We start from the raw sequence: 13,242 nt of genomic DNA on the forward strand, positions 1-13,242 counted from the left end.
CGGGCTTAATTAACAAGGTATTTATCTACTAACTTTCCACCAAGGATTTGCTATGTCTACCACGCGATCGTCAGCACATGGAAAACAGATCATTGGCTATATTACGCAATATGATGGCTGGAAGGATGTTGCGGGATTGGTGACCCCGGGCAGTTTCAATCAATTGAACGTCAAATTAAGTAATTACACTATGCTTAATTTTTCATTCTTTGGTTTGGCAAAGAATGGCACTTTGCATAGCGCGGATTATAGAAATAAAAATATTTGGCAGAAAGGGGCAGTGCAAGAGCCGGCGCCACTTGTTTACGAGGATGTATGGAGTAGCTATGATCCGTTTATTTTGTATGGATCGAGTGGCATTCCTGGTAACAACGCGGATGGTTTGGTGAAATTGGCGCATAATGCAGGCGTCAAGGTTATGGCTTCATTGGGTGGATGGAGTATGTCCAAACATTTTTGTGAGGTGGCTAAAGACCCCGGCATGCGCAGCACGCTTATTAGCCAGTGTGCCGATCTGATCACACGATTTGATTTCGATGGCATCGATTTCGATTGGGAGTATCCTGGTGCGGCGGGTATGAATATCGAGCACTATTCCGATGACGATTATGAAAATTTTGCGATTGTGATGGAAGAGTTGCGAGTAAGGTTGGATCAGATTAAACCGAATCTTCTGATTACTGCTGCCATGTCTGCTGATCCTAATTATCTGGAGAAATATGATTGGGATAGATTGCAGGCGGTCATGGATTATTTCAATATTATGACTTATGACTTCAATGGCGGTTGGTCCGATAAGGCTGGGCATAACGCTCCGCTGTATGAATATCCCAATGCGGAAAGGCCGCTGTCCATTGATACAGTAACCCAGTACCTTAAGAGAAAAAATGTGGCGATGGCTAAGGTCAACCTTGGTGTGGCATTTTATGGTCGTGGTGTGATTACTAGGGGGCCGGCGGCGCTCAATGCTGAAACCGTCGAAAAAACACAACCGGAAACAAACACACCTGGTTTTGAATTTCAGCCGGATGGACCAATCTTGAGCTGTGGCGATTTCGTCAACTGGAAATATTTTGATGCCACGCCTTTTTATAGCGCCATTATGCAAAAAACTGAAGGCGGGGGAGCTGATGAGTGGGTATATCATTTTGATCCTGATGCAAAGGTTCCATATTTAACCAAGGATAATTATTTCCTTAGCTACGATAATGAACGCTCGGTGAGTATGAAGGCGCAATATGTGGTGAATCAAGGATGTGCGGGAGTTATTATTTGGAATGTTTTTGGGGAAATGCAGAATTTGCTTGAGGGGCAATATCTCGTGGGTAACAAGCTCAAGAAGTGCCCGAACACAACCTACGTATTGTCTGACGCTATTAATGACACGTTTAATGAAGCCAAGCGCTGAATTCCGTCGAGATGGAGGCGTTGGGTTTTTAAGTAGTGCAGCTTTCATGTCGTAAGCATTGGGATATTTGCATGATTGTTGACAAACCATGTGGAGAAGTGGTTGTCTGGTGATTGCTGATGCCATGTCCGATTGACTGAAAATCGGTCTGTAACCATCTGCCGCCGCGCATTGGATCATGATGCGTGGCGGCAGTCTTATTGGATTCAATTCTTTGTGGGCGCAAATATTTTAGGCATATGAGATCAAAATAGTGCCCGATATCATGCTCCGGATATCCATTTTTTGCGGTGGACCAGAGCGCATTTTCCTTGCATATACGTTCAAGAGAAGGGCGAACTTTCGCACACTCAGCGGTTTCCTTGGAGCGTGCTATGCACTGTTCATCGGCGCCAGCGTCCAAAGGAGATGGAAAAACGCAGGTCCTGCCCGAGTGACGTAACGGACGAAGAATGGAGTTTCGTCGTGCCGTATCTCACGCTGACGAAGGAAGATGCACCGCAACGGCAATTTGAGTTGCGCGAGCTTTACAACGCGTTGAGCTGGTTGGCCCATGCACGCGCACCGTGTCGGCTGTAGCCGACGAACTCTCCGCCGGGAGGCAGTGTACGAACAAATCCAACAATGGCTGCGTGCAGGCTGCTTTGAAGCGACGACCGGCGATCGGCGCATGATCGTTCGCGTGGCACCTGGACGCCAGCGCCCACCCAGCGCGGTGATTCTCGATGGGCGAACTTGCAATTGACGTGTGAGAGTGGCCCGCAGGCAGGATATGACGGTTACAAACGCAAACGCGGTTGCAACGTGCGCATTAGTCGACACGATGGGCCATCCGCTGACGTGCACATCATGCTGGCTAACGAGCGGGCGCGCGCTCAGGTGAACAACCGGCACGGCAGGTTCCGCAGCCCGTGGGCCAGACGGTAAAGCACGCTTTTGCTGATCTGGGTTATGCCGGCGACGGTGCGGCGCAGGCCGCGCGTGACGACGGCATCGAGTTGCAGGTCGTCAAGTTGTCCGAGGCGAAGAAGGGTTTCGTGCGGCTGCCACGGCGCTGGGTGGTCGAACGCAGTATCGAAGTGCAAAACACGGTTCTGTCAGAAAACGGAAAAAAATACCGGATAAGTTTGAATTGAGGCGAGGCGGGTAAATCAGGCAGTATTTTTTTCGGATGGAGATTCGTGCTGCATTGCTGCCCGCTGGCCACTGAGTTGCCAACGATTGTGCCAATTATTTTAAAAATGTAAATTACGCAATCAATAAGACAAAATCGTTGCATAACCAAGTATCGCGCCTGCGGCGCGCATCATCTTAAGCAATTTCAGAACACCGCCCAACCAAGGGATAACAGTGATTGCAAATGGCTGGTGCAAGGCCGCGCGTGGGTGGCGTACCCCAGATGCTTATAGGGTCGACAAATCATTCTTGATAACAAAATAGAAAGAATATGCTATTTCATTTATGAATTTGAATTTCTGGAGGGGGCGACGTATGCTGATTAGGCAGGACGCGAGAATGATCGATTTCCATTGAGGCGCGTCCTCGAAATGCGCTCGATTTGGCCCGATTTGGCTTAGCCTGATCGCTTGCGCATCGAGAATTCGTAAGACTTGTTATAAATTAGTAATCCTGATGATGGCGATGTATTAGCCCATGGTAGCTACGCGCTGTGGAGCGCTATATCACATGGAATTTTTGCAACCCGGGGCATCATTGCTGATGCAGTTGGGGAGGTGGAGCGGGCCCGTGCGTGTGTTGGACAGGGCCCATTGCGTGTGCGGCCGTTGGTCAACCTTCTTTCATGTTTCAAGGAGAAATCACCATGGACGCCAATAAAAATCACCAATCGGCAATCGAAGTCTTTCAACTTTTCCTCAGCAAGCTCCGTTCGCTCCACACTTCCCAAACGGAGCTTGTTCACGATGACGATCTAGAAGCGGACTGGAAATCGGGGAAGATCAATGCACAAGAGTATGCAAGTCCGCCTGGGCTCTGGAGCGCAAGTTTGTCGATAAAGGTCCAATGCGTGAGTATCGACACGACCATTTGGGTTGCCAATAAACTCGTCGAGGGTAACAAAAATTTCACAAGTGTCGTTTTCGCATACGAACGTTTGGGCATTGCCATTCCGGCAGGTCCTGTTCTCGATGAGGTACTTTCCGGGCCGAGCGGATATAAGTTCCGGATCAACCATGGGTGGGTCACTGGGTATCGCGTGAGCCTCGACGCCTATTTCCAAATGCAGTCGATTGGTCCGGTCGTCAACCCGGCGTCGGATGACATTGACCCGAACTGGGTGATGTCGCCGATGACCGATGGGGCGAACAAGGACCGACTCGTTAACGCAGTGCGTACCCGCGGTACCTGTTGCTTCAGCAGGGGGCGTGGGGATCGTGAAGCAGGACGGCGGCATGATCCTGCATACCAACGGCGCAGCCCATTTCACAGACCACCCCGAGTTCGGGCACATCCCCGGTGGGCTGCATTATGTTGATCTGACTCAGTGGGAAGGCGAATCGCGCGATTTCACGGAGGATGACATCAAGAAAATTAATTGATCTGTTTGCGCGTTGTAAAAATGAAGGGTTTGCTAGCCGAGCGCATGTTATCGACACGCGCTCGGCCTGGGTTGGCTTGACCGCTGTAAGCGGCGAACCAGACCCGTCGTGACGTGGATGTCGAAGGTCAGGAAGATGGCGTGCGTGGGCTTCATCGAGTCACACACCCGTCATCGATTCGATCTGAGCTCCCCATGCCCGGCTCGACGGGTCCAGCCCGTGCGCCACGCAAGCCCATCGTTTGTAATCATGCGCGCCGTGCGCCAACGTCGTGTTCGAATGGCAATCCCTCCGCGGAACCGGCGGGATCGGAAGTAGGATTTTCTCGTTGAGGGTGTTCTGTAGAATGAATAAGTCGAGATTCACGGACAGTCAGATCATGGAGGCGTTGAAGGGCGTCGAGTCGCAGCTTGTGGTCCCGGACCGGTGCCGGGAGCCGGACACTAGTCCGGCGACGTTCCATAAGTGGCGCTCGAAGTACGGCGGCATGGACGTTTCGCTGATCGCGCGAATGAAGGAGCGGGAGGCCGGGAATTCCCGGCTGCGCAAGATGCACGTCGAGGAAAGGATCAAGGCCGGGATTGTTGCGGAGGCGCTCGCAATAAAGGCCGAGGCCATCTCGCCGGCTTGAGATGGCCACGCGAGCGGTACTCGGCCGAGACGTAGCGATCTGGCTGGCATGCGAGGCGTTCGGGATCAGCCAGGCCTGCTGTCGGTACGTCAGCGTGCGCAATGTCGAGAACGACGACACCGCGAACTGGCTGCTGCGTCTGACAGGCAACCGCAGGAGCCGCCGCTTTGGATTGTGCTTCCTGTCCCCGCGCAACGTGAAGGGTTTCGGCTTGAACGACAAGCGGGTGTACCGGATCCATCGCGAACTGACGCTGAACCTGCGGGTCAAGCCTCGCAGGCGGTTGGTCAGGCAGGTGCCTGAACTACTGGCAGTACCATCTGCCGTCAACCAGGTCCAGTCGATGGACTTCATGCACAACCAATTGGCCGAAGGTCGCAGCATCTGGCTGTTCAATGTGATCGACGACTTCAACTGTGCCGCGCTCGGCATCGAGAGCGACTTCTCGTTGTCGTCGGAGCGGGTGATCCGTGCGCTGCGACAAGTCATCGGCTCGCATGGCAGGCCGAAAGCGGTTCGGTGTGACGACGGCCCGAGCACCTGCGTGCAGCAATCACCGAATGGGGCCGACAGTATGGCCCGGTTCGATTCCATCCAGTCGGGCAAGCCTCAACAAAATGCCTAAGTCGAGCGATTCAACAGAATCATGCAGTACGTCGCAGTACCACTGGGAGGATCTGGACCACGTACAGCGTTTCGCGGCTGACTGGATGAGGACTTGCCATCGCGGCCGCCCGAACATGGCCCTGGCGGATTTGCACGAAAGCTGCGGCTGGCCATGGCCGCTTGGTTTCTACTTCTGAACCCGATGGAAAACGGAGGGATTACCTGCTGTTTGATAGAACACAAGATTCGATGGTGCGCTAGCATCACAACCACGCAAAGAGGGTTGATATGTCCCCCGACCTTGTCGAGAAAGTCTTGCCGATACTAGAGTCTGCCGATGAGGCGACCTGGTTCAGTGCGATTGAGCGCCTGGCACATTCGTTGGGGTTTGAGCAGATTCTGCTCGGAATCCTGCCGCGGCCGGGTTTGCTTTGGGAGGATGCATTCATACGCACTACGTTTCCAGAATCCTGGCGACGACTGTATCAAGAGCAAAAACTCGCCGATATTGACCCGACCTTGATACATTGCTTGACGCATTCTGTTCCTATCATTTGGTCTTCAGAAATTTTTACAACTTCGGCTCAGCATTCGATGTATGAGCTGGCATACGGGCATGGCTTGCGTGCTGGAGTGGCATTGCCAATCCATGGGCCGAGACAAGAATCCGGCATGCTGTGCTTTGCGAGCGACAGCGATCTGAATGCCGAGATATTGCGTCACATTAACGCCCTGCTCCCCGATCTCGTACTGGTTCGAGATATGGTGGCGGAAACAAGTGTGCGTCATACAAATAGCTGCGCAACCGGACACGTTCCGACGCTTACGCCACGTGAGCGAGAATGCCTGCAATGGACGATGCGCGGCAAAACCAGTTGGGAAATTTCACGTATCTTGAGCTGTTCGGTGGCAGCCGTGAACTTTCACATGAAAAACATAAGAGAAAAATTTGGTGTGCCAACGCGACGTGCGGCAGTGGTTATGGCGATTCGTCTAGGCATCGTGGACCCAGCATGACTGTCTGAACCGCGCGGGGGTTCTTCGATGCACAAATCGCCGCCAAATCATCATGGCACCGGCTCGCAGCTCACGGAATCATCCGCATTGAAGGCATGTCAAATGTACCTGAGGTGCGACAACATCGAGCTTTAGAGAACGATCCGGGCGCCACGCTCGACGGTAATTGTGCATCTCGAGCCCACCGACGCTACGCCTCAATCTTGCGTTTCGCCTTCGCCAGCGAACGGGCCCAGCGCAGCCCCGGGCTCCCGGCAATATCATCGTGAACAGGCGAGGTGACATACCGTTGCAGCGCATGACCCATTCACCTTGGCTACCTGCCTGTATCCAGGGAGCGTGCACATCTCCACGATTCCCGGGAAGCAGTTCGTTATGCTTTGGCGAAATAAAAGCAATCGTGCTTCGATTGTCAAGATTTTATCTTGCTGGGCGCGTTGTTTGCCAAGACGCTGGGAGATGCAGTGCATTAGGAGCTTCGTTACCTCTCAATTTTGATAGGTTCTCTTTTCCGTCGTGACACTATACTTGGACAACACATCGGAGGGAGGTTTTTTATTGGCATTGGGAGCAATCGAGTGTTTATCCCTGGATGGTTGAGTCATGTATAAGAATTACTTTCAATGTAATGCGATTGGTATCGTTTGTTGAGATGGCATCCTGCCACGCTTGGCTTTATAAACCGTGGCGACGGCGACATATTCGTCTCGCCAATTTGCAAGGGGCTTTGTATGTCGCTAACCGCCGAACAAATGGCTGCGAGTTATCCCATCCCTTCCTATCGCTTTCGCGTAAGCGTTGGCAGCGAAGAAATCGCGTTCAATAAAGTTACTGCGCCGACAATAAGTTTTCAAACGATCAGCTATAAAGATGGTCTTGGTGGATGGTTTCAAATGCCGGGGCAGCAGGATGTCATTAATATCACGCTAACAAAAGGGATTTTTCGCGGGCAAGCCCAGTTCTATGACTGGATTACCTCAATTTCCTTGAATAAGGTGGAAAAGAAAGATATTTCTATCAGCCTGACGGACGACTCCGGTACTAATCTCCTTGTGACTTGGAACGTTGTGAATGCTTTCCCGACCAAGCTTACGGCACCGAACTTCGACGCGTCCAGCAACGACGTTGCGATTGAGCAATTGGATCTGACAGCCGATCGTTGCACCGTGAAATATCATCCATGATCGAATCCCGGTTGCAGACTTCGCGCGAAGCCGAGAGTCGTGTACGAGCGAAATGCCTGTAAGTCTTTTTAATGAGGAAGCGTTATGCCAACGAACGTGGTGACGAAATGGCCTGGAGTCTATATTGAGGAAGTGCCCAGCCTGTCATTAGCGATCTCCAGTGGAGCAACCGCGGTTCCTGTTTTTGCTTCCGGGCCGTCGCGTACGGCCAATCCAAATGTTCCGTGGCCGATAATCCGGTTGAACTCCTGGCTGGATTTTGTGGATGGTTTGGCAAATTTAAAAGATGAACAGGGAAATCCGGCTCCTCAAGTCCCGCAATATAATAAAGCCGTTCAGGCAGCTCTCAGGGCTTATTTTGAAAACGGTGGAGGTTATTGTTATCTTGTGCCGACTGATCTACTCTCAACGTACGTTCCTGTTCTGGATGATGTGACTTTGATCGTTGCCGCCGGACAGCCGATGCGCGAGGTCGAATCTGAAGTGGCCAACATGATGAGCGCAGACCCCAACTTAAAAATATTTACAATCTACGATTACGCTAAACCAGACGAAGAGCTGGGATTTGATACTAATCCGGATCTTCCGGCAGCCAGTGATCAAGCGGCCCTTTATTATCCATGGCTGAAAGCCCCTTGGGCGGTACACCCGACAAATCAGGAACGTGAAATGCCTGTTCCGCCAAGTGGTGCAATCGCCGGTGTGTACTGCTCGGTCGATAGAGAGCGCGGCGTATGGAAGGCGCCAGCCAACGTACCGTTGAAAGGTGGTTTGCGGCCCATTTTCAAGATGTCTGACGAGGTACAGGGCCATTTCAACAAAGGTAAGGCGATCAACATGATTCGCGAGTTTCACGGCACAGACCCGTTGGTATGGGGAGCAAGAACCCTGCAGGATACGGATTCATGGCGATATGTCTCAGTGCGCCGGCTATTTAATAGTGCGGAAAGGGACATAAAAAGAGCGATGGCCTTTGCGGTGTTCGAGCCTAACAGCCACCCCACTTGGGAACGAGTTCGAGCGGCGGTCGACAATTACCTTTACGAGCTGTGGGAGGAAGGCGCTTTGCTGGGCAACACGCCGGAGGAAGCGTACTTTGTGCGCGTAGGCAAAGGTGTCACCATGAGCGAAACCGACATCAAGCTAGGCAGGATGATCGTCAAGATCGGTATGGCGGCCGTACGGCCCGCAGAATTCATCATTCTGCAGTTTATTACGGAGGTCGGGCGCGGTTAAGCAGAATGCCTGCTTCGACGCGTCGCTATCTCTCTGCTTGCATGTTTGCCAAATATGATTTGGCGGTTCGTGCCCGTGCCTCCTATTCAAGGTTTTAGATCAATAATGGACTAGCATATTATGAATTCAACTCCAGGAGTATCGATTGAGGAACTGTTTTCATTGTCGCTGTCAGTGAGTTCCAGCGCGACTGCGGTTCCGGTAATGATTGGAAAATTTGTTAAGCCGGATGGGACTCTGGTGCCCGTTGGTGATGGATGTGTCAAAGTAGTTGACTGGCTGGATTATCAAGCGAAATTCGGTATACCGGATTTGAAGCCTGGAGAGGTGACTGTCACATCTTCGTCGCTTAATATTAAAAACCCAAAGGCGACTGAAAAAGGCGCGCGCCAAAAGAAATCGCAAGCAACTAATGAGAATGGTGATTCTCTTTATACGTATGAATTTTCCGTAGAGAAATCTCTTGATTATTCTGAGTATCAATTGGGTGTGTTTTCGCTCATGCATTATTTTGAGAATGGCGGTGGTCCGTGCTATGTGCTGTCATATACCGCCCCGGGAGATTATGATAAATTCTCATCTGAAATCAAGAAGCACCCGGAAATTACATTGATCGTGTTGGCGGAAAATTCATCTGATGAAGGTAGAATATATGCTAAATTAAACGGCTTGCTCGAAAAGGATAAGGGGGAGGGGTATTTTCTCATTGCGCATGGTGACAATGGTGTCGCCCCCCCGGTTGGCCGACCGGAGACTGGCACGAATCCGGAGCAGACCGCTTACTATTACCCTCGATTGGGCGTGCCGTACAAGCTGCCAGGTCTTGCAGAAAGCGTGCTTGGACAAATTGCTGTAACCGGCTATGTTGATGACGAGAACGACGTCAATAATTTGTCGGAGCTGAAAAACATCAATCCAGATCTTCATGCGCAAATCACTGAAGCGATCAAGAAACAATATGCCGAGTTTCAGTTGATTTTGCCTCCGAGTCCCGCCGTTGCCGGTGCCTATTGCCGAACCGATCGTGAACGTGGTGTATGGAAAGCGGCAGCCAATATCACCTTGCGCAGTGTTGTTTCGCTTGAAGATGTGGTGAGCGATGCACGGCAGAGTGATATGAATAAAAACGGAATCAACGTCATCCGTCAGTTTTCTGGCCAAGGTGTCGTGATCTGGGGGGCCCGTACATTGGTGAATGAGGCCACACCTGATTGGCTGTATGTCCCGGTGCGTCGCTTGTTCAACGCCGCTCAGCGCGATATTTCTGCGGCGATGCGTTTTGCGGTATTCGAACCGAATAGCCCTCCGACCTGGGAGCGTGTACGGGCCGCAATCGACAATTATCTCCACGATCTTTGGCAACGCGGTGCCTTGCTGGGGACGACGCCGGAGGAGGCCTACTTTGTTCAAGTCGGCAAGGACATCACCATGACAGATACTGATATCAAGCAGGGCAGGATGATCGTCAAGGTTGGCATGGCGGCGGTGAGGCCAGCGGAATTTATCATTCTGCAGTTCACCCAGGAAATGGAACAAAGCTAACTGCATTTTTACATCGAAATGCCGGATAAGCCGTTATATCGCTGATGCCGAGTGAGGGAGGCTGACACGCCGATTGTTTAATGCCGTGCGGTACGAGGCCATTGGAATCATGCATTGTCGAGGTGTTCGGGTCAAATGGCCGTCAACCGGGAGTGTGTGCGATAGAGGTCGCCAACAGTTTCGGCGATTTCCAGCGGCACGAGGCCTTGGGGAGGAGGCGCCCCGGGACACCGCAAGCAAATGGGCAGCGATATCACCGCGACCGATATCGCGACGTCAAACAGGACAGGATGGTAGTCGGGACCGGCTTGGCAAAGGTGTAGCCTGCAGGATTGATCTTGCCGCAATTTCCGCAGTGCATGACCTGATGAGCGGCAGATTGATAATCGGTGGCTGATGACACAAGCCGCAGCTACCAATGTTTGAAAAACGTGAGGAGTGATCGGTGCATCTCAACCAACAACCGGGTGTGACTATTTCCGAGTCGATGATGTCGCTGTCACGACAGGAAATGCCAACAGCGCTACCGGTATTCGTCGGGTTTACTGAGTGCAGCCGGGAGGACGCAGAGAGCGAGCACGACGAACAGATCGTGCTCCACGCCATCGATTCTTTTGAACATTATGTATCAAAACTCGGTGGCCCTCCGCCGCCGATGAGTGTCGCGTCCTCAAGTGTGATGTACCACACTGTCAAGCACTATTTTGATAATGGTGGTGATCCGTGTTATGTCATATCTGCTGCAACGTATCGGGACATTGACGATATTACCGACAAGGAAAAATTCATCGATAAGTTGCTTGAGGCCATCGAAGTTGTCAAACAGGAGCCAACGATTACATTGCTGGCCGTGCCAGACATGTTGATACTGGACGATGACAACGACGATGAAGCCACCGCCATGAAGAAAATGTGGACTGAGGTGGTCAAGTTTGTTGGTGAGGGCAAGCTGTTTGCCTTGCTCGATCCTCCCGCGTCCCCACAACATGCAAGAACATGTGCGGATGCACTGCAGTTGCTTGGATTATCTGCCAATCTGGCTCGATGTGCATCTTATTGGCCGCATTTGATCAGTGATTACCGGAGCAATGCCAATGATGCCAGTTCATCTTTCGTACGCGTAGCGCCATCTGGTGCAGTCGCTGCTGCGATACAGCGTATCGACAGGGAGCGCGGCGTCTGGAAAGCGCCAGCCAATATTGCATTGCTGCGTGTCGTTAAACCACAATACGGCCCCAGTCATAGCGGTGCGGATGAATCCTTGTTTCGACCGACGGCTGCCAGCATCAACTTGATTCGCAGTTTTCCCGGACGTGGCGTGCGGATCTGGGGCTGTCGAACGCTCGCGGCGGATACGCCATGGCAACATATCCAGGTGCGCCGGCTCGTGTCTTATGTTGAAAGCAGTCTGGGCGATATAGCACGTTCCATTGTATTCGAGCCTAACAATGCCATTACATGGTTCAAGTTAAAAGGATTTGCAACTGTTTGGCTGCGAGAACTGTGGCAGCGCGGCGGATTGTATGGCACAAAAGAAGAACAGGCATTTCAGGTACTGGTTGGCCTGGGCGAGAGCATGACGCAAACCGATATTCTGCAAGGAAAACTGCTGATGAAAATATTTCTCGCGGTATTGCAGCCTGCCGAATTCATTGAACTGAGCCTGCAATTCGATATTGGTGACGTGCAGATCAATCGCGTCTCGTCTCCGAATCGGAGTGTGCTGGCATGAATAGTCTGTTCGAGCCCGCGGTATCGCATCGCTTCATGGCGACTTTTCTGTTTCACATCGGTCCGCTACCGATTCCCAGTCCCATCGATATGCGATTCCAGAAAGTGACCGGCCTCAGCCGCACGCTGGAGACCGGGGAAGCCTATCGGGAGGGGGGTAATAATATCGGTCAAATTTACCTGCCGCAACGTGTGACGCACCAAAATCTGGTGCTCGAGCGCGGCGTAATGACTGTTACGCCATTAACCTTCATGTTTGACGACGTGCTGGGAAAGTTCAAAAGCCACTACGTCGACGTCATGGTTGTGCTGTTGAATGAATGGTCGTTGCCTGTATGTGGATGGACGTTTACAAAGGCCATGCCGGTAAAATGGGACACCGGTGATCTTGACGCAAATAGCAATGCAATATTAATCAACAGGCTCGAGTTGGCGTATCGTGAAATGCAATGGATCGGGATCAAGGCATGACAATTGAAATCAGGGAATTGATTATTGAGGCGCGGGTGGTCAAGGCGACATCTGAGTCGCTGGCGCCGGCTGTTGGCGTTTCCAGTCTGGGGCGCGGAGAGCAGGAGCGCCTGATAGAACTCATTGTGCGACGAGTTTTGGAAAAACTGTATGATGAACGGGAGGAAATGTAATGTTTTCCCTGGGGGGCGGATTATCAAAACTGATCATTACCGGTTATCGTGAGGACGGAAATCTCACGAAGGAGATCGGGAAGATTGCTGCGATGTACAACCCGGCATCCATTGAGTTGGGCTACAGCAACGATTATGCCGATGATCAATTTATCAATCAAAGCATCCCGGGGAAGCATTATATTGGTACGAAAGCCAGCGATTTATCACTGAGTTTGATATTTGACGCCATGTTGGCCGATAACGATAAATCGGTTAATGATCAGTTGGCGCAACTGCGCGCACTTTGCTACGACGTCGATCTGGATTCGAGAGAAAAGTGCTTGCTAAAGATCCAATGGGGTAATATGGAATGGGGTGGGAACGGCCATCGCTATTTTATGGGGCGTCCAATGTCCCTGACGCTGCAGTACACACTGTTTGATCGAGATGGTGCTCCATTGCGAGCGACTGCAACGCTAAGGCTCGCCGCGGAATATTTGAAGCCGAAAGACATAGCGCTACCCGACGTGTCGATTCTTCCGATTCCTGACGGAAGCACCCTTCCGCTCTTGATTGCAAGTCTTGGTATGGCAGCAGGGGCTGGCCTTATCGATTATCTTGATCTGTCTGCGGCGAATCAGTTGGATAATCTTTATAACCTTGTGCCAGGAGATTCCCTGGTTTACCGGCCCGGGGAGTAAAT

10 protein-coding genes and 2 pseudogenes are annotated in these 13,242 nt (G+C 51.7%); all 12 read left to right on the forward strand.

The window, feature by feature from the left end; genetic code table 11:
* Nucleotides 1-52 precede the first annotated feature (52 nt).
* Nucleotides 53-1,408, forward strand: coding sequence for a glycosyl hydrolase family 18 protein (locus tag WT16_RS32985; RefSeq protein WP_082743688.1), 1,356 nt, complete (start codon nt 53-55; stop codon nt 1,406-1,408).
* A 408-nt stretch (nt 1,409-1,816) separates the two neighbouring features.
* A pseudogene (locus WT16_RS35290) lies at nt 1,817-2,481 on the forward strand (transposase); the annotation flags it as partial.
* 1,311 nt (nt 2,482-3,792) lie between these two features.
* On the forward strand, nt 3,793-3,966 hold the full coding sequence (locus WT16_RS34100) for a hypothetical protein (RefSeq protein WP_156442996.1): 174 nt from the start codon (nt 3,793-3,795) through the stop codon (nt 3,964-3,966).
* A 346-nt stretch (nt 3,967-4,312) separates the two neighbouring features.
* A pseudogene (locus WT16_RS32990) lies at nt 4,313-5,384 on the forward strand (transposase); the annotation flags it as partial.
* Between the two features lie 107 nt (nt 5,385-5,491).
* Nucleotides 5,492-6,220, forward strand: a complete 729-nt coding sequence (locus WT16_RS32995) for a LuxR family transcriptional regulator (RefSeq protein ID WP_082743689.1) — start codon at nt 5,492-5,494, stop codon at nt 6,218-6,220.
* Between the two features lie 731 nt (nt 6,221-6,951).
* Complete coding sequence (locus WT16_RS26770; RefSeq protein WP_059931706.1) at nt 6,952-7,404, forward strand: phage tail protein; 453 nt, start codon at nt 6,952-6,954, stop codon at nt 7,402-7,404.
* An 84-nt stretch (nt 7,405-7,488) separates the two neighbouring features.
* Nucleotides 7,489-8,640, forward strand: coding sequence for a phage tail sheath C-terminal domain-containing protein (locus tag WT16_RS26775; RefSeq protein ID WP_063534598.1), 1,152 nt, complete (start codon nt 7,489-7,491; stop codon nt 8,638-8,640).
* Nucleotides 8,641-8,760: 120 nt separating this feature from the next.
* A complete protein-coding gene (locus WT16_RS26780) occupies nt 8,761-10,182 on the forward strand; it encodes a phage tail sheath C-terminal domain-containing protein (RefSeq protein WP_063534599.1) in 1,422 nt (473 codons plus the stop codon).
* A 445-nt stretch (nt 10,183-10,627) separates the two neighbouring features.
* Nucleotides 10,628-11,914, forward strand: coding sequence for a phage tail sheath C-terminal domain-containing protein (locus WT16_RS33000; RefSeq protein WP_156521511.1), 1,287 nt, complete (start codon nt 10,628-10,630; stop codon nt 11,912-11,914).
* A complete protein-coding gene (locus WT16_RS26795; protein ID WP_059931713.1) occupies nt 11,911-12,384 on the forward strand; it encodes a phage tail protein in 474 nt (157 codons plus the stop codon). The genes WT16_RS33000 and WT16_RS26795 overlap by 4 nt, the downstream gene beginning before the upstream one ends.
* Nucleotides 12,381-12,557 carry a DUF5908 family protein gene (locus WT16_RS34105; RefSeq protein ID WP_156442997.1) on the forward strand — a complete coding sequence of 59 codons (177 nt, stop codon included), beginning with the start codon at nt 12,381-12,383 and terminating at the stop codon, nt 12,555-12,557. The genes WT16_RS26795 and WT16_RS34105 overlap by 4 nt, the downstream gene beginning before the upstream one ends.
* Complete coding sequence (locus WT16_RS26800) at nt 12,557-13,240, forward strand: hypothetical protein (RefSeq protein ID WP_059931715.1); 684 nt, start codon at nt 12,557-12,559, stop codon at nt 13,238-13,240. The genes WT16_RS34105 and WT16_RS26800 overlap by 1 nt, the downstream gene beginning before the upstream one ends.
* The last annotated feature ends 2 nt before the right edge of the window (nt 13,241-13,242 follow it).

The sequence above is a fragment of the Burkholderia sp. MSMB1589WGS genome, from assembly GCF_001636105.1.
Lineage (GTDB): Bacteria > Pseudomonadota > Gammaproteobacteria > Burkholderiales > Burkholderiaceae > Burkholderia > Burkholderia humptydooensis.

Excerpts from the sequence above, each read along its gene's own strand:
- WT16_RS32995 (WP_082743689.1), top strand. The coding sequence starts at position 5,492 with ATGTCCCCCGACCTTGTCGAGAAAGTCTTGCCGATACTAGAGTCTGCC.
- WT16_RS34105 (WP_156442997.1), top strand. The coding sequence starts at position 12,381 with ATGACAATTGAAATCAGGGAATTGATTATTGAGGCGCGGGTGGTCAAG.
- WT16_RS26770 (WP_059931706.1), top strand. The coding sequence starts at position 6,952 with ATGTCGCTAACCGCCGAACAAATGGCTGCGAGTTATCCCATCCCTTCC.
- WT16_RS32985 (WP_082743688.1), top strand. The coding sequence starts at position 53 with ATGTCTACCACGCGATCGTCAGCACATGGAAAACAGATCATTGGCTAT.
- WT16_RS26795 (WP_059931713.1), top strand. The coding sequence starts at position 11,911 with ATGAATAGTCTGTTCGAGCCCGCGGTATCGCATCGCTTCATGGCGACT.
- WT16_RS26780 (WP_063534599.1), top strand. The coding sequence starts at position 8,761 with ATGAATTCAACTCCAGGAGTATCGATTGAGGAACTGTTTTCATTGTCG.
- WT16_RS26775 (WP_063534598.1), top strand. The coding sequence starts at position 7,489 with ATGCCAACGAACGTGGTGACGAAATGGCCTGGAGTCTATATTGAGGAA.
- WT16_RS26800 (WP_059931715.1), top strand. The coding sequence starts at position 12,557 with ATGTTTTCCCTGGGGGGCGGATTATCAAAACTGATCATTACCGGTTAT.